At 56.5% G+C, this 16,760-nt stretch carries 17 protein-coding genes; 5 read left to right on the top strand and 12 right to left on the bottom strand.

Going from position 1 to position 16,760, the window contains the following annotated elements:
• Positions 1–11: 11 nt before the first annotated feature.
• The gene (locus AC1RP7_RS00445) at positions 12–1,628 is read left to right on the top strand and encodes a mechanosensitive ion channel family protein (RefSeq protein WP_493180875.1); all 1,617 of its coding nucleotides are present in this window, start codon (positions 12–14) and stop codon (positions 1,626–1,628) included.
• Between the two features lie 86 nt (positions 1,629–1,714).
• Here the strand turns inward: AC1RP7_RS00445 and AC1RP7_RS00440 are convergent, their stop codons facing one another.
• The 8 genes from AC1RP7_RS00440 to AC1RP7_RS00405 all read right to left on the bottom strand — a co-directional run bounded on the left by AC1RP7_RS00440 (position 1,715) and on the right by AC1RP7_RS00405 (position 9,489).
• Positions 1,715–2,215, bottom strand: coding sequence for an outer membrane beta-barrel protein (locus tag AC1RP7_RS00440; protein WP_154909005.1), 501 nt, complete (start codon positions 2,213–2,215; stop codon positions 1,715–1,717).
• A gap of 70 nt (positions 2,216–2,285) precedes the next feature.
• Complete coding sequence (locus AC1RP7_RS00435) at positions 2,286–3,881, bottom strand: EAL domain-containing protein (protein WP_493180876.1); 1,596 nt, start codon at positions 3,879–3,881, stop codon at positions 2,286–2,288.
• Between the two features lie 263 nt (positions 3,882–4,144).
• Positions 4,145–5,158, bottom strand: coding sequence for a helix-turn-helix domain-containing protein (locus AC1RP7_RS00430; protein ID WP_493180877.1), 1,014 nt, complete (start codon positions 5,156–5,158; stop codon positions 4,145–4,147).
• A 127-nt stretch (positions 5,159–5,285) separates the two neighbouring features.
• Positions 5,286–5,618 (bottom strand): hypothetical protein, encoded by a 333-nt coding sequence (locus AC1RP7_RS00425; RefSeq protein WP_057714906.1) that lies wholly within the window; start codon positions 5,616–5,618, stop codon positions 5,286–5,288.
• 645 nt (positions 5,619–6,263) lie between these two features.
• On the bottom strand, positions 6,264–6,746 hold the full coding sequence (locus tag AC1RP7_RS00420) for a hypothetical protein (protein WP_090455109.1): 483 nt from the start codon (positions 6,744–6,746) through the stop codon (positions 6,264–6,266).
• On the bottom strand, positions 6,743–7,564 hold the full coding sequence (locus AC1RP7_RS00415) for a winged helix-turn-helix domain-containing protein (protein ID WP_493180878.1): 822 nt from the start codon (positions 7,562–7,564) through the stop codon (positions 6,743–6,745). The genes AC1RP7_RS00420 and AC1RP7_RS00415 overlap by 4 nt, the downstream gene beginning before the upstream one ends.
• Positions 7,565–8,187: 623 nt before the next feature.
• Entirely contained in the window at positions 8,188–8,649 is a 462-nt protein-coding gene (locus AC1RP7_RS00410; protein WP_493181014.1) for a hypothetical protein, read from the bottom strand.
• Between the two features lie 159 nt (positions 8,650–8,808).
• Positions 8,809–9,489 (bottom strand): DUF3313 domain-containing protein, encoded by a 681-nt coding sequence (locus tag AC1RP7_RS00405; RefSeq protein WP_057714902.1) that lies wholly within the window; start codon positions 9,487–9,489, stop codon positions 8,809–8,811.
• A 333-nt stretch (positions 9,490–9,822) separates the two neighbouring features.
• Here AC1RP7_RS00405 and AC1RP7_RS00400 point away from each other — a divergent pair, with 333 nt between their 5' ends.
• A complete protein-coding gene (locus tag AC1RP7_RS00400; protein WP_057714901.1) occupies positions 9,823–10,215 on the top strand; it encodes a GFA family protein in 393 nt (130 codons plus the stop codon).
• An 11-nt stretch (positions 10,216–10,226) separates the two neighbouring features.
• Here the strand turns inward: AC1RP7_RS00400 and AC1RP7_RS00395 are convergent, their stop codons facing one another.
• Complete coding sequence (locus tag AC1RP7_RS00395) at positions 10,227–10,649, bottom strand: MAPEG family protein (RefSeq protein ID WP_493180879.1); 423 nt, start codon at positions 10,647–10,649, stop codon at positions 10,227–10,229.
• A 78-nt stretch (positions 10,650–10,727) separates the two neighbouring features.
• Entirely contained in the window at positions 10,728–11,681 is a 954-nt protein-coding gene (locus AC1RP7_RS00390) for a hypothetical protein (protein ID WP_493180880.1), read from the bottom strand.
• 199 nt (positions 11,682–11,880) lie between these two features.
• On the opposite strand from AC1RP7_RS00390, the gene AC1RP7_RS00385 reads away from it, so the two are divergent.
• Positions 11,881–12,837 (top strand): AraC family transcriptional regulator, encoded by a 957-nt coding sequence (locus AC1RP7_RS00385; RefSeq protein ID WP_090455113.1) that lies wholly within the window; start codon positions 11,881–11,883, stop codon positions 12,835–12,837.
• A gap of 54 nt (positions 12,838–12,891) precedes the next feature.
• On the opposite strand, the gene AC1RP7_RS00380 is transcribed toward AC1RP7_RS00385, so the two are convergent.
• Together AC1RP7_RS00380 and AC1RP7_RS00375 are read right to left on the bottom strand one after the other, a co-directional pair.
• On the bottom strand, positions 12,892–13,515 hold the full coding sequence (locus AC1RP7_RS00380; protein ID WP_492624478.1) for an eCIS core domain-containing protein: 624 nt from the start codon (positions 13,513–13,515) through the stop codon (positions 12,892–12,894).
• Between the two features lie 110 nt (positions 13,516–13,625).
• Positions 13,626–14,504 (bottom strand): helix-turn-helix transcriptional regulator, encoded by an 879-nt coding sequence (locus AC1RP7_RS00375; RefSeq protein WP_493181015.1) that lies wholly within the window; start codon positions 14,502–14,504, stop codon positions 13,626–13,628.
• Positions 14,505–14,600: 96 nt separating this feature from the next.
• On the opposite strand from AC1RP7_RS00375, the gene AC1RP7_RS00370 reads away from it, so the two are divergent.
• Positions 14,601–15,557, top strand: coding sequence for a threonine dehydratase (locus AC1RP7_RS00370; protein ID WP_493180881.1), 957 nt, complete (start codon positions 14,601–14,603; stop codon positions 15,555–15,557).
• A 111-nt stretch (positions 15,558–15,668) separates the two neighbouring features.
• Positions 15,669–16,364 (top strand): tRNA (adenine(22)-N(1))-methyltransferase, encoded by a 696-nt coding sequence (locus AC1RP7_RS00365; protein WP_305729777.1) that lies wholly within the window; start codon positions 15,669–15,671, stop codon positions 16,362–16,364.
• The last annotated feature ends 396 nt before the right edge of the window (positions 16,365–16,760 follow it).

Genomic DNA, 16,760 nt, shown 5'->3' with positions numbered 1-16,760 from the left:
GGATCTGACACATGCGGAGCAGGCTGCTCACTGTATTGTTTACTGTTTTCGGGATGTTTTGGTCGGTGCAACTGTGGGCTGAAGACGCCCCGAAAGTGGTCGATACTCCCGTTGAATTGAAAGTGGCCAACCGCAGCATCATGGTGTTTCGCGCGACCATCCTCGGTGAAGCCCCGGCCTCGCGGGTCAAACGGGCGAAAGCGGTGATCGGTGAGGCGCTGGATGACGCCGACGACCTCAATGTCACCCTCGACCCGATCATGAAAAGCTACATGGTGCTGCTGGGGTCTCGCCGTGCTTTTATCGTTTCGCCCAAGGATGTCGACGAGACCGAATTCGACTCGGTGCAACTGGCCGCCGAAGCCGCGGCCGACAGGCTGCGCCAGGTCGTGGCTGAAACCCGGGAAGCCCGTAGCCTGCAGTTGATCCTGCGTTCCGTCGTCGCCGCGTTGCTGGCCACCGGCATTTACATCGCGCTGCTGTTCGGCATGTCATACCTGCGGCGCAGAGTGCTGCAGAAACTGCCTGAACTGATGCATCGGCACACCCAGGCGCTGAAAGTCGGAAAGGTTCCGCTGATCGACGCCAACTTCCTGTATCCATTGGTCAGCCGCGTGCTGGAGTTGCTGCGCTGGGTCATCGTGCTGCTGCTCTCTTACGAGTGGTTGGGGTTTGTCCTGTCGCGGTTTCCCTATACCCGGCCTTGGGGTGAAAGCCTTAACAACTATCTGCTGGAAGTCGCCGACTATTTGCTGCAAGGGATTCTAGGGGCCATCCCCGGGCTCGGCGTGGCGCTGGCGATCTTTTTCATTGCGCGTGGCGCGACAGCGTTCTCTCGCCGGATACTGCGGCGCATGGCCACGCCCGGCACCTTCAACTGGCTGAACCACGAAACCCTGAAACCGACTCAGCGCCTGACTTCGCTGGCGATCTGGTTGTTTGCCCTGGCCATGGCTTATCCCTACTTGCCGGGTGCGGGTACCGATGCGTTCAAAGGCTTGTCGGTGCTGGTCGGCCTGATGATCTCCCTGGGTGCTTCCAGCGTCGTCGGGCAGGCGGCGGCCGGATTGATCCTGACGTACACCCGAACCCTGCGTCCCGGTGAGTTCGTGCGCATCGGCGAGCACGAAGGGACGGTCACTGAACTGGGCATGTTCACCACGAGCATTCGTACCGGCCTGGGCGAAGTGCTGACCCTGCCCAACTCGATGATCACCGGCACGGTCACCAAGAACTACTCACGGGTCGTACAAGGCCCCGGTTATGTGGTCGACACCGTAGTCACCATTGGCTATGACACCCCCTGGCGGCAGGTCGAAGGGATGTTGCTGGAAGCCGCCAGACGCACGCCCGGCGTCCTCGAAACCCCACCGCCGCAGGTGTTCCAGACGGCATTGTCGGACTTCTACCCGGAATACCGGCTGGTGGCCCAGGCCATACCCAGCCAGCCTCGACCGCGCGCCGTGCTGTTAAGCATGCTGCACGCCAACATCCAGGACGTGTTCAACGAGTACGGTGTGCAGATCATGTCGCCGCACTATCTGGGCGATCCGCAACAAGAGAAATGGGTGCCCAGGGACAAGTGGTACATGGCACCTGCGCAGGAATCGAAGGAGACGTTGAAGTAATGGCAGGGTGGGGTAGGTAGGGCGAGGACGAGCATTGTGCAGAGTGCGATGAGCGGCCCGGGGGAGGCCGCTCAGTTGTAGCGGTGTCAGAAAAGCATATAGGCGGATGCAGTCGTCTGATTCAGGTCGATCTCTCCGACCTCCAGAACTTCGTATTCAGCGCGCACGCCGATGTTGCGAAAGACATCGAACTCGACGCCGACACCGTAGGTCAGGTCAACCCCGGTATCGTCGTCGGTGGCATTACCGTCGGCGTCCCAGGCGTGAGCACCGACACTGCCGAATACCCGCAACCGATCGCCCAGTGGAAAGCCGACATGGGCGGCAGCCTGAGCCGATTTACCATCGAAATCGACATTCTTGTCCTTGAATTGACCCAGGTCGACGTAGGCCCCCTCGAACGCCAGGTAGCTATTGACGCGATACCCGGCATAAACCTTGTAGCTGGTGTCGTCGTCGTCCAATCTGGATTCGTCGGTCTGTATGCTGCTTACGCCAGCTCCAAGATATAAACCTTTGTCATCAGCGAGCGCCTGAAAAGACAGCAGCGATAGCAGTGAAGCGAAGCCAAGGTTTCGAAGTAGCATGGGTGGTGGAGTCCTTGTTCAGGTTTGTCTGGTGTTAGGGTTCGGCGAGCATTTGAGGGGCCATGAAGGGTTAATAAAAATCATTGATTGATATTTTTGAGTCGTAAGGCGGGATGTTTTCCGGACATTGAAAGTAGCGTCTTGCCAATGCTTGAATTGGCAGCGCTTTGGAGAACAACCAGCCTTGTGCCAATAGAACCCCCTCCGAGACCAGATGCGGCAGTTGCTCCTGAGTCTCGACACCTTCGGCCACGACCTTGAGTCTCAGCGACCTGGCCAACTGGGCAATGTGGCGCCACAAGGCATCCTTGGCCGCGATCTTGTCGTCGGCGATGAATGAGCGATCTAGTTTCAGAATGTCGAAAGGCACTGAGTCGAGGAGCGAAAGGTTGGAATAGCCGATACCGAAGTCGTCCACGGCAATACGATGTCCGCACGCACGAAGCCGTCGCAATTGCAGGGCGGCTGGCTTCTGATCGATCAGGGTCCTTTCGGTGATTTCAAAAGCCATGGCGGACACTGGCATGTTGTAGGTTGCCAGCACGCTGGCCACATAGTCTGGAAAACTTGGGTCCTGGATATCCTGGGCGCAAAGATTGACCGTAATGTAGAAGTCCTTGCAGGCCCAAAGGTAGGTGCTGTAATCCTCCGCCACCTGTCGAATCACCGAACGTGTAAGTACGCGGATCAAGTCGGATTTTTCCGCCACCGCAATGAAAACATCCGCAGGCACTTGGGTGCCGTTGTCGTTCCAGCGAGAAAGTGATTCAGCGCCCACCAGATAGCCCGTCGTCAGGTTGACGATAGGCTGGTAGTGAACATCCAGCCTGTTGGCTTTCAGGGCATTGCGAAGCCGTACGGCGGTAGAGGTGTAATGCCGTTTGACACACCATGCGAGCAAAAACAGCGCTGCGAACACGCAGACAAGGCCAATGAATAATTTGAATTTGAGACTCGTCAGGTAGCTCAACGGAAGAGAAATGACCGAGATCAGTTCATTTCGGTTGCCCGCAAAGGCGATGAGGACCTTGTCTGCCGAGGTAACCAGTTCTTCCAGGTGGAACGGTTTCTGCATCGCCAGCGGTTTGTGGCCCGTAGAGGCAATGGGCACTGCGCCGCCGGGGCCGATGAGGTCCAGTTGCAGGTCCCTGGGAAACTTCAAGTTGTCGAGCAGGAGCTTCTTGTTTGCCCAGACGTAGGTTGACTGTTCCGACACAATGATAAAATCGGAGTCCGCAGAAACCGTGTGGCCAGCATCCACCCAGTAGGTTCGCTTTCCAACGGAAAACTTGCGCTTGTCGCTATCGGCCAGTATCGAGGGAGGTGCTTGTCCGTAGGAGGAACAGATCTTGCCATTGGGCAACTGGATTGCCGCTTGATCAACAAATCGCAGGTTCTTGACCAGGTCAGCCAGTTGTGAATATTGCTCTATGGAGCATTCCTGACCCGAGCGATCGAGATCGCCGAGGGTTTCCAGTACTTTGTCGATCTGCGCATTGGGCTCCACTTGAGCAGCACGCAGATCGGCATAAACATTATTCAACTTCCGTGCAACGAATTGATCCGCCAACCCTCCAGCACAGAACCATGCGGCCCAACCTGTTGCAGCAATCAGACATACAGTGACTGCGTGCCTTCCAAGTAACGCTTTATATGCGGCAACCATCGAAAAACTCCGAGGTATCATTAATTCGCTGTGCTTTCTGTAGTCACGGGTTAAGCGACTTCAGTACCAGTCAATTACCCAAGCCAACAAGATGCCGCTGGCATAGACGGTAATACACAGTGCGATTTTCTGCTTGAGTGGCAGTGTGTTTATTCGATGTTGCATGCTTATCTCCTTGAGTAGGCAAATAAGCAATTGTGGAAACTTGTGGTTAATCAAGGGAAATCATTAATCATCATTTTCGGGGCTTTGATAAACGCCTGTTAACGATAATTTCTATCCCCGACGACCTGGTTGTAAACAGATGTTGTCGTGTTCCTTGGCCTGGCCGAGTTGCGCTTGGCCGTTTCCGACGGCGTCTCTCCGTAAGCCAGTTGATAGGCCTTGGAAAACCGGCCCAGATGGTGAAAATTCCAAAACATCGCGGTTTCTGTGACGGTAGGCCACGTTTTATTGATCAGGTCGCGACGGGCGCTTGCGAGCCTCAAGTTTCTGATATAAGCGATTGGCGATATCCCGAACGTTTCAATAAAGCCAAAATGCAAAGTGCGAGTGGTGGTTTCCAGTTGCCTTACCAGCGATTTTATAGTGAGCGTTTTTTTTGTGTTTTCATGAATGTACTGTATGGCTTGTATCGCCACCTTTCTTCTTGTCGGGACTTTGCGGATGAAGCGGCCAGCGGGCGTCAACGATTGCAACAGAGAAGCGAGTACCGCACTTTCAATCGTCGAACCTTCTGTTTCGCTGCGCTGTGCTGAAGCAGCGTCGTTGATGTCGACACAGCACGCGCTGATGGCTTGAATGGCCGATTGTATGAATTGAAAGTTTTCAGCCTGGAAACTGTGTTGTGTTCTGTTTGCAAGGACATCTATGACAGAGTGATGTTGGCGGCACCGCTCATAGTTTTCCAGTGTCGTGGTGATGGTGAAAAGTGTTTCATTCGGTTCGCAGGTGTAATGCACCGATTCATCACTGTGCAGTACGATGACTTCGTCAGGCCGTAGTTTTTGATTGTTTACGACGGGTCGGCCAATCGGTGCCTGGGAGATGGCGAATGTCACGAATCCGGCAGGGACAGAACTGACCAGCGTCACGGATGAGTCGAACTCAAGGCGACTGCACTGCAGTTGCGGACTGTGAAAGAGTTTGTGTTGCCGAATGCGCGCTTCATGCTCGGTCGGAATAAGGCTCATTTCCCATTTGCCTATTGTTCTATTCAGTTGGCTCGGCAAGGCAGAGGACAAATGAAAGATCTCGTCGGGCGGTGCGATACTCATGAAATTGAAGGCTCATCTGTTAAATGATAAGGGTCAAGCCTGACGGGCAGTCATGGAGAAGATGCGCGATTGGGCGTTCTCGCTGTCGGTGAAATCGACCCCATTGTCATTGGCTTTGAACGGGTTTTCAGAGTCCCCGGATCAGTTCCAGTTCCGCCGAAAATGCGTACTTGCTGTCCAACGGTGAGTCGTCCATGTGTTGAACGTTGCGTGGATCGATTTTCGAACTGAAGATCTGCGATTGGGGTTTCATCGGGTCAATGGCTGCTGCTGTAAAGGCGTAAAAGTCGTCAATACGATAACCGTTTTTTACCTGATAGCCAGTTTTCACAGTAGTTGGGGCCTTTTTGTTGGTTTCGACACTCGTCAATTTGGCACTGTAGACACCCTTGTCGTCGGCCATGGCCTTGAGAGAAAGCAATAAACCAAACGACACGGTGACGAAGTTTTTCAGTAGCATCGAGGCGATTCCTTATTAACAGTTTATTCAGGCAGCGCAGAATGTCAGCTGCATCTCTGCCACGACTTGGGCTGCAAATAATCTCACTTCGATGGTGCCTGCCAAAGTCAATAACTCATATTTGTCAGGTCGTCAGAAGAGGCCAGTCAGCGTTGCCCGCCCCTCATAGAAGTATGAGCGAACTGGCGTAGCTCATGCCTGTGTCACTTTGTGGTGGGGCGGGGAGAGTAGAATCACTGCTCTGCTCGTCTGTATGATACTCATTCTCACTGTGAATCTTCAGATGCGATAGTTTCTGGCTGTCATCCGGGCTTGTTTCAACTTCATAATATTCAATGGTCGTGCTTTCGACGGAGTGCTCGTCGTGCGCCAACGAATAAAGTGGAATGGCAGACAGAAACAAGACCCCCAGGAATCTGAAAGTCGTCGATTTATGGGCTCGCAGGAAATGCATGGCGTTCACTTGATTCCCTCTGTAGGGCATTGTCCCGGACGAGAATCAAGCGGGCTCGATTCCAAGGATTATCGAGGAGGGATTTTTGGCGGGGGAGACGTTTGATTCAAATCAATAAGTATTATTTTTGTTTGAAAATTCTTTGATGTGAACCTTTGCCAGACGGGTGTCGAGCCCGTTCGGGAGGCCGATTAATGGTTCATGCAGCGCAAACGGCCAAGTTCATGGATGTAAAAACACACCGCGTTTTTATCCTGGGTCGGGATCAACTCGTAGTTCAGAATGGCGCCTTCTTGCAAGACGTATTGACGTCTAAAGAACAAGTCAGGGGTCTTTTCAATGGCAAAAAGTTCATTGTCCTGGCTGAGCTTGATGTTGCTGACTTTGATCTCGACGTGTTTATTGCTTTCTCCGATTATGTTCGCTGAGATGGTCGCGTTGCGGATTTTCCCATTCAGGCTTTCCAGCGTGGTCCCCGTGAGCCTGCCATGCCCGATAGTGAGGTACTCTTCGGTGTTGAGCTGGTTGAGATCTTCCAGCCATTGTCGGGATTTTGTCTGGTAACTGATGTTTTCCATGTAGTGCGAAGGTGAGTAAACGAAAGAGAAAATGCACAGTGCATTGATCAAGCCTATAAGAGGCCAGTGAACCGCTTGCGAAATTTCAAATTTCATAAAGTGACTTCCAGACATTGACGAATCATCAAGGCGAGGTCCCTTTCGCTGCTGTTCAATTGTAGATTTGCAGTGCTTAGATCCTGGCGGATGCACGAAACGGAATAATTGGCTTTATACAGGTTGATCCAGACCTGGCCCTTCAGGTTTGGTGGCAGCTGTTCGGTTTGTTTGGCCGACAACTCCATCAGCGCTTGCGCCTCGGCAAGATCACTGCCCACGGCGTGTATGACCAGTCCATTCTTGTCGGCACTGGAAATTTCAATTTTTGGCGCGTCGAAGTCGAATTGAAAAACAGTAAAGGCAACGACTGCCAGCGTAACGATATAAGCGATCAGCTGGGTTTTTGTAATGCGCACGGATTCATTGGTTTTACCTGAGGGTGCAAGCAGCCCGTCACTACCAGCCGGCGGTAGTTGCTCAGCGATGGGGGCGGGGGGCTGCGTTGTTTCCTCCCGGGGTGCCGGTACATCTGCTTGTGCATCGACGACACATTGCCGGTTGAAGCAATATCCTCGTCGAGGAACAGTCATCAAGATCTCGTGATCCCGGCTGTCATTGAGAATATTGCGTAGTGAGAAAACCGTTTGATTCAAACTGCCGGAGGCAACCACGCGGTCATTCCAGGTGTAGTCGATGATTTCATCGCGGCTTTTAGTGACACCTGGCTCCATGAGCAGCAGGTCCAACAGGCGCGACTCAGCTCTACCTAGCGTGGAATTCTGTACATCTCCATGGGGTGTTGTAATGGAAAGCATGGCGCTGTCCGGGTCGAATACCGCGACGGCGCCATTTTTCAACTTGAAGGTGTAACTCATAGAAATCTTCCGTTCAGGCGGTGCTGGCCTGAGTATAGGGGCCGGATTTGGCTCGGTACATTCTGGTCTGGGAAGTGAACGAAGATGAGGGCCCAGCGGAAGGTGCACTGTGTGTTGCATTTACGATGCTGGATTGGCTCGTTTCAGAGGCGTGCAGTTCGGCAAACAGCCCTGTCTGTCAGAGGTATCCGTTCAATCATACAAAGGAAAAGCATTGCTGGATGACCCATGGTTTTCGATTTGGACACCATGAATAATGCTTGGAATGGATTAACTGCGCTATCCGAAAACTGCAAGCTCGGGCAGGAGGGGGGGGCGCGCGGCTACACCTCAATGAACTAACCTCGCTGTTGCGCCAGGTTTCTGTATCAGCCTGAACTATCAGGATACAAATCAATGATCGTGTTCTTGTGCACTTGGCTTGTGAAAGATTATTTTTGATTCTTATTAGCTTTTAACCAGGGACGTTACCGATTTAAATGGATCTCGAGGAACGTTGCGTGTTCACGGTTTGTTTGTCGCGGCGTCAACGATCCTCACCTCTCGTTCTACGACTTTGCCCCGAGTCCTTTCATGAAGGGCCCGGGGCTTTTTTTGGTTCTTCACGCCGTTGTCGTCATCGATCAAGGCAAAACATCGTAGCCACGTTGTTGCAGGCAGCTGCTATAGACGGAGTTGTTGGCGGTGATGCTTTGTTCGCTCTCACTCAGATTCTCCCGGCGCGCCTGGCGTTGCCTGGCGCCCCCCACGACGACGCCGGCAGCCGCGGCACTGCGTGCGTGGTTCTGGTGATAGTCTTGGCGGGTATCGTCGTCGATCTGGTCATAGACGTTTTCATGTTGGCGGCCCCGAACTTCCGCCGCCGTCGCACCGGCTACCGCAGCGGTTGCGGCGCCCTTGGCCCGACCACCGGAGGGCACGGTGCTTTGTACCGGATGCTGCGCGTTGGCTTGGGATTGGCAGGCACTGGTGTCCTGCTGGATGGTCTGGGAGGTCTGACCTTTGAGGGGAATCACGGTTGCCGCCAGGGCGCTGGTGCTCATCAACAGCATCAGGATCGCCAGGGTATGGGCCAGAATTTTCATCATCGAGTCTCGCGTCAGGCGTCGGCACGGCTAACGGTTTGTCAGAGGGAAAACGCGGCGTGGCGCCACGTTGAAACCCCATGCCGGTTTGCTTGCAATGCCATCCAATGCCGGTGGACGGCAGGCACTTTCACGCTTGCGATGGGGTTTGCTTGAACGTCAATGCTTGAGGAGCAGGGCCTGCATATCGTCTGACATGCCTTTGAGTGCAACCTTGAAGTCATTGGCAACAATCGGCTGCTTGGCATTCTTGATGGTCTCGCCGAACACCTTGCGCACGATCTTCGCTACCGGCAAACCGGTTTTGGCGTCGATCAGGTTGGCTTCGATGTACATCTCGGCGGTCTGGTCCCGGTGCCCGGTGGCTGCTTGTGTCGCCCCGACAATGGCCCCGATTGGTACGACCTCATACCAGTGCATGCCTTCGTTGTTGGCGCTGACGTGAGTGATCGCCGCCTGCAGGATCAGCGACCGTGAATTGGTCGGCGCCAATTGTGGATAAGGGACGATCGCGTAGCGGCGGGCAAAGGCGGTCTTGACGCTGTTGCTGGCCATCAATTGCAGGTCTTGCAGGGTTTTCAGGCTGACGCGCGCGGTCGGCTGCGGCGATGGATACAGTTCCATCTGCCTGAACACCACAGTGGAATACGCGCGTGGATCGAACCCTGGCGATACCCAGCGCAATACTTTCTGCTCACTCGGCGTAGTTTGCTCCTCCAGGCCCTGGTAATTGCCCAGGAAGCCCGAGTATTGCTCTTGCTGCGCGACTTGCGAGACACAGCCGACCTGAAATACACAGCTCAAAGCAATACCCGCAATCCATTTATTCGACATGCCCATATGTTTGGTTCTCAAGTGATGAAAGTTGTCATTCGGGTTCCGACCTGGCCCCGGGCATTGGTCCGGGCGCCTTGTTTTCAGGCACTGGTATTTGCCGGTCGGTTACGCAAAGCAGGTGCTTGCACGCCGGTCAATGCGGGCCGAATGCTGCCCGTAGCGGCGGGATAATCCGAATCAATAACTCTCAAAAACTGTTAAACACACGCTCAGGACAAATTGCACATCGATCACAGTTGCCTACGCTAACCCTTTGCAGCGCCGGTTTTGGCGCCGCCGTGACGTTCCTGTTCCCACGCTGATACGCCGTTTCGGACGGCCTGAAGGAGGCACCGCATGGACCGATTCACCGGCGGTTGTTTGTGCGGCAAAGTGCGTCTTGTCGCGTCGGGGCGCCCGTTCCGGGTTGGTGTTTGTCACTGTCTCGACTGCCGCAAGCACCATGGGGCGCTGTTCCACGCGTCCGCGATATTTCATCAGGATGCCGTGACAATCGAGGGCGAAACACGTGACTACGCCGGGCGGCACTTCTGTCCGCAGTGCGGTTCGTCGGTGTTCTCACGCAGCGCAGACGAAGTCGAGGTGAACCTTGGATCTCTGGATGCCCCTGACCAGTTGACGCCAACCTACGAGAGCTGGACTGTGCGGCGCGAGGCCTGGTTGCCGGCGTTTGCACTCACCCGACACTACGAGCGCGATCGAGACGGCACGGGGCGATTTGAGGATTAGCGGGCACCTGTTCATATGCCATAACAAGCGGCTATGACAATGAGCGCGAGAAAACACACCAACTGAACGCTAAAGAAGGCAAACCGAACTGCCACGAACGCATTGGTTTGCTCATGGGAGACGTGAACCAATGACTGGCACACGCGAGCGATCAGGACGAGTGTGGACAAGTAGTTCACTGCGGCGCCGCTGACATCAAGGGCTGTAATCACAAACACGATGACGCCAAACACAGGCAGGTTTTCCACACAGTTGGCATGGGCCCTTGTCCCGCGGCGATACCAATCTTCGCCTTCGAGCCGATCGCTTCGGAAAGAGGCGATCGGAACACTCGAGAACAGGATTGCGACCCAGCGATAAACCCCGACGGTTGCCATCAATAGCAGCAAGGTCCAGGTCGCAAACCCAAGCAGCATCCACATCGGTATCGTCATGGCCGCCATCCTCGATGGTTCATTATCAGCACGTCGTCCCGCAGCGCGACCGACGAGCAGTCAGTCGCGCGCTGTCGGTCAATTGCTCATGATGGGGGCCAGAGCGGTCTGAATCCTGGACATCTGTGCTGGCGTTGTCATCTGCGTCAGCAGTCGACCGAAGTGTGGATGCCGTACGCCCGAGATAATGTATTGCCAGCGGTAGGCGCTCAGCACGCAGGCCTTGATTTGCGCAGTCTCATCGACACTGAACGATCGTGAAGCATGACTGATGAAGTAGTCGGCATCGGCTGCCGATTGTGCCTGCAGGATTGCGTCGACGGCCGCTACCAGCTTAATCAGGTCATTCACTGCCTGGTCGTGCTCGGCCGACGAGAGTTTCGCGTGCTCGTCCTGCCATTCCAGCTCATCGAGTACGACGTGCCGGCTTTCATCCTTCCAGTGGAATTTGAAGACATCCTTGAACAACGGGCACAGTTCCTCGCGCGGGGCGATGCTTTGCACGTAGTGCGCCTGAACAAACAGCTCGATGTGACAGGTCAGCGCCAGCACCGACCAGGTACTGGCCGCCAGTACCGCGCGCGCCACCTCGTTTGGATCGGCAACCTGACGATATCCCGCTGGCAATTTCGAACTCATCATCGTCTCCATGCGCCGAAACAACTCCTGGTGCTTGATCTCGTCGTTGGAAAAACGCACCAGCGCTTCAAGGGCCAGTTGATTGTCAAATACATGGGCCCGACCCTGATCGAGCATCTTGGCACTGATAAAGCGCTCGACCAGGCCAAAGATGTATGCATAGGTCCGGCCCTGGATCTGACTGAGCAGGCGCGCCTGGGCCGCATCGAGAAAGGTCAGGCGGTCGACCTGCGACAGTCCGTCGGGGAGGAATTTGCGCGAGAAGTCGAAACTGCGTTCCTGGAGCAGATCGCGATCGATCTGCCATTCGGACTTTTTCGATGACCTGACCATTTGCGCATAACGGGCGGTGTTGCCTGACGCTGAGCCGGGTAGGGTAACGACGCTGTTCATATGGATCTCCTGCTGCCCTGGTGGCGTTGGAATGGGGCAATTTCGGTTGACGTCGGAGCCAATGACCCTGGGTGAAGCCTCTGGGGACAGTTTCGATCGCTGATTCCGCGTTGGTGCTAATCTAGGCGTCGCAGTTCAGGCGGTGAATGACCGGTGCGCCTGAAAACCTGCTCCGGACTCCGGAAAGGAGGGCGGTCAAGTGTTGGATGCGCTTTCTGATGTGTTGCGTGTGATTCGGCTGTCTGGAGGGGTCTTCCTCGAGGCGGAGCTCACTGCGCCCTGGTGCATCAACGGCAGAATCTCGGCGGATGATTGCAAGCCGTTCCTGGCGGCACCTCGACACATCATTGCGTCGCACTTTGTCGCCGCGGGGCGCATGCAAATTCAAATCGACGGTGGTGCCGCCATCGAGGTAGGGGCAGGCGAGCTCGTTTTGCTTCCTCGCAACGACGCACATTCTTTTGGCAGCGACCTGAGCATTGCGCCCATGCCGGCCAGAGAAGTCATCCAGCCGCCAGAAGTCGGCGGCATATCACGGATCAAGTACGGCGGGGGCGGTGAGGCCACGCAGTTGCTGTGCGGGTTCCTCGGTTCAGAAACACCCTTCAGTCCGTTGCTTTCGTCGTTGCCTTCCTTACTGAAGCTGGATTTGCGCGCGACGGCTTCGGGCACCTGGATCGAAAGCTCCTTTCGTTTTGCGGTCAGTGAAATCGCGGCGGGCCGCGTCGGTTCGACAACGGTCATCGCCAAGCTATCGGAGCTGCTATTCGTCGAAGCCGTCGGCCAGTATGTCGCCAGCCTTCCCGCTGAGCGGCGCGGGTGGCTGGCGGGGTTGCGGGATCCGCATATCGGGCGCGCACTGGCGCTATTGCATGCGCGTCCAACCGAAGGCTGGACGGCAGAAGCCCTAGCGCTTGAGGTGGGCATGTCGCGCTCGGTGTTCGCCGAGCGCTTCACGGCATTGGTCGGACAGCCACCGATGCAATACCTGACGCTGTGGCGCATGCACGTGGCGGCTCAACAGTTGCGCGAAGGTCGCGGCAATGTGGCGCAAATCGGCTTTGCCGTTGGCTACGACTCCGAAGCGGCGTTCAGTCGCGCATTCAAACGCCAATTCGGCACATCCCCCGGCACCTGGCGCAGACAATCCGCATGAGAAGGGGCGGTGCCACCTTTCCATGTTGACCTGACCAGGATTGACCTTTTGAACTCAAGGAAGCCGAGGCGATTCTGCCCGAGCCTGGCTGGCTCGTAGCGTTCTGGCTACCTGGGCTTGAATCTCGTAGGCCGGCGCCTCGACGGCTTCGTAATCACGGGTATAACGAGTGGCGAACTCGCGATCGCCCCATTGCTGGTACTGCTGCACGTGCTTCAACTCATGCGCCCACAGCGCGACATCGTTAAGTGCATCTTCGGGATTTCGAAAGACGATGATGTCGATAAGGGTGACCGCACGTACATCGGGATTCTGCAGCATGGTGTGTGCGGCGTTCAGCTCCACATCATCGCCTACCTTGTAGCGAACCGAATCGAGCACTTGAATGTCATAGTAGGGTTCGAGCTGGGCCCGGATATTCAGCGGGATTGGCTGGATATCGCCGGTTGCCGCGGTGTTGCGCGATTGCACAATCCAGTTCTGCAATCCAGAGGCCGCCATCTGGTTCATGTCGTCGAAGATCGTTCCAGCTTCCTCTTCGGAACCTGGAGCACAAAAACAAGCGACCATGCAGACCTGATACTGCCCGGCCGGGCAGGCGAAAACCGAGGACGAGGTGCCAGCACAAAAGAGCACGATCGCTAACCGGAAAACTTGACGCAAAAAAATAGCTGGCAATGGGTCCTCCCATGGGCAAAGGCGGTCGGCAGGCAATACGTTGGGCGTCTCGCGCCCATTGTGCTGCCGCGTGTTGGACCGCTGCGACACCGTTCGATTCCCTAGGTTCCTCAGTTTCTTTTGGCCACGCCGAGCAGGTCAGCTTTGGCGTGGGCTTCGCTTTCAATCTGCTCTAACCCCAAAGACTGACGCAACTGCGCCGGACTCACTCCAAGGCGTTGCTTGAAGGTGGTCGCCATGTGCGCCTGGGAATTGAAACCGCAGGCGTAGGCGATTTCCGTCAGGGTGGCGGTCGAATCACGCATCAGGGCACGGGCCTTGGCGAGGCGTCGGTCGATCAGGTAGCTGTGCGGGCTTTTGCCGGTGGCGTTTTTGAAGGCCCGCATGAAATACCCTTCGGACAATCCAAGCAGGCCCGCCATCGCCGGTACGCTCAACGGGTCTTCGAGGCCTGCATCAATGAACTCATCGAGCAAGCGCATCCGGCTGCCGGTTATCGAGCCATGGGGTGTTGTCGACACCGCTTCGCTACCCGTCGCCCGTTCGGACAATGCCAGTGCCCAGGCCTCCCAATCGTCCTCCACAGAGGACAGCAACAGCGCGGCACGCATACGCCACGCGAGAGCCGTGGCCTGCCGGTCGATGCGATTGTTGAAGGCACGATCCCCCATCAACGCCATGCCATCGGTGCGAATCACCCGCAAGTATTCGCCGCCCTGGGGGGATTCGGACAACACGTCACACCCGGCGGGGACGAACGCCAAGCCGTTGGGCACGGCATCGAAGGGGCGTATTCGGTCGCTGCCGATGGCGTGCAGGCCTCGCTGGCTGTCGAAGGCGAAGCCGATTCCCGCCTGGGTCGCGACATAGCGGGTCGCGTAGGCGCAGCCGGGGAGCAATTCGATTGCCCAAGGGCCGGCCTCGATACGACGGACCGGTTCGGACAAGCGTGGTGGCGGCGGGCGATTTCGATGACTCATGGACACCATAGTAGTGAAGAGGGGGGACAAAAGTCAGGTCAGTTTTTTGAAAGCCGGAGTACTGCGCCGTTGTTCAGACTGGGCAAAACCTCAGGGGGACCTCTCATGCACACACTGACTCGCGACGATATCGAACAAGCCGCTCGCCACGTTTACCAGGTCATGCCCGCCACAGCCCAGTACCCTTGGCCCTTGCTGGCTCAGCGGTTGGGTTGCACGGTGTGGGTCAAGCACGAAAATCACACGCCTACCGGTGCCTTCAAAGTGCGCGGCGGTATCACGTTCATGCACTGGCTCAAGCGCGAGCACCCAGGCGCGAAGGGCATTGTCAGCGCTACCCGCGGCAACCATGGCCAGAGCCTGGCACTGGCGGCTCGCACACTGGGTTTGCAGGCGTTGATCGTCGTGCCGGAAGGTAACTCGGTAGAAAAGAACAACGCCATGCGCGGCTTTGGCGCTGAAGTGGTCGAATATGGCCGCGATTTCGATGATGCCCGTGAAGAGGCGGCCCGTCTGGCGCACGCGCATGGCCTGTTCCTGGTTCCGCCGTTTCACACCGAGCTGGTCAAAGGCGTCGCCACTTATGCGCTGGAGCTGTTCAACGCAGCGCCGGACCTGGATACCGTTTATGTACCGATTGGCTGTGGATCGGGGATTTGCGGGGTGATCGCCGCCCGCGATGCGCTGGGTCTGGAAACAGAAGTGGTTGGCGTGGTTTCCACGGAGGCGGCGGCTGCACAGTTATCGTTTGACGCTGGCGCAATTCGCGAAACCGCCTCGGCCAACACCTTTGCCGACGGCCTTGCCGTGCGCAAGCCGATTCCTGAAGCCTTTGCTGTCTATGCGGCAGGTGCTGCGCGGATCGTATCGGTCAGCGATGACCAGATCGCCGAAGCCATGCGCGTGTATTACACCGATACCCATAACCTTGCCGAAGGGGCCGGTGCGTCGGCGTTGGCAGCGCTCATCTCGGAGCGTGAAGCCATGTCGGGAAGAAGGGTGGGGGTGATTCTCTCCGGTGGCAACGTCGACAGATCGGTGTATGCGCAAGTTATTGCGTGAAAAGGGCCATGACCCTGGTCACATAAATTTGAAATGCACGGCATTGCTCGACAGAATCACGCCCCGATCCGGCCCAAGTCGCCGGACGTTAGTGGTGAAAAGGGGCCGCAGTTGAACGAGCAGACATTGTCCATGCGCCTGGAGCGCGTTGCCGCCTATGTGCCAGCCGGTGCACGCCTGGCCGATATCGGCTCGGATCACGGCTACCTGCCGGTGGCCTTGATGCGCCGTGGCGCCATTGCGGCGGCGGTGGCCGGCGAGGTGGCGTTGACGCCGTTCCACGCGGCCAACCGCACCGTGCGCGAGAACGGCCTGGACTCGCAAGTCACCGTGCGCCTGGCCAACGGCCTGGCGGCGATCGAGCCGGGAGACGGGATTACAGCGGTCAGCATCTGCGGCATGGGCGGCGAAACCATCCGTGACATCCTCGACAGTGGCAAGGCGTACCTGAGCGGTCAGGAGCGCCTGATCCTGCAGCCCAACGGCGGCGAGCAGCCACTGCGCCAATGGCTGATGGACAATGGCTATCGCATCCTCTGCGAGGAAGTGCTGCGGGAAAATCGTTTCGACTACGAAATCATCGTCGCCGAACGCGCAGGGCCGGTGATCTACACCGCCCAGGAGCTGTACTTCGGCCCGTTGCAGATGCAGACCCGCAGCCCGGCGTTCCTGGTCAAGTGGCAGCGCAAGTTGCGCCAGAAACAGAAGACCCTGAGCCACTTTGCCCAGGCGCAGCAGGCCGTGCCCGAGGAAACGGTGCAGGACATCGCTCGGCAGGCCCGGTGGATCACCCAATTGCTGGCTTGAGCAAGCCTGGGGCACCGCTCAAAAAGAACCTCGATTCAGCGTGGGTGTGGCTGAGTCGAACGAGACGCGTCGACGGCCCCTTCAGGCGACTCGAATTTGCCGGTGACCAGTAGGCAATTTTCGCCATTGGTCGGGGCTGGCGACGAAAGTTCAGCGCAATAGCGGGTTTTTTTTCGGTATGCATGGTGAAGCGATTCAGCACCGTAGCTATGCAGGTTTCAGCCAGGAAAACAGGTACCTCCAGGTGTTGAATTTAGTACCGTTTGTCGAGCGTGCTGCTCAAAAAGTGAACGATTTTGATATGCTTCGCTCTGATTTACCGGCAGGCGGATCCTTTGACAGTTCGCGCTGCACTCACTAATAAAATGGACGTATACCTCATCTGCATTGAATGGA

It is taken from the genome of Pseudomonas sp. GW822-FHT01E03 (genome assembly GCF_058802985.1).
The sequence above is the reverse complement of the archived record's forward strand: the minus strand, read 5'-3'. Positions and strand labels throughout refer to the sequence as shown.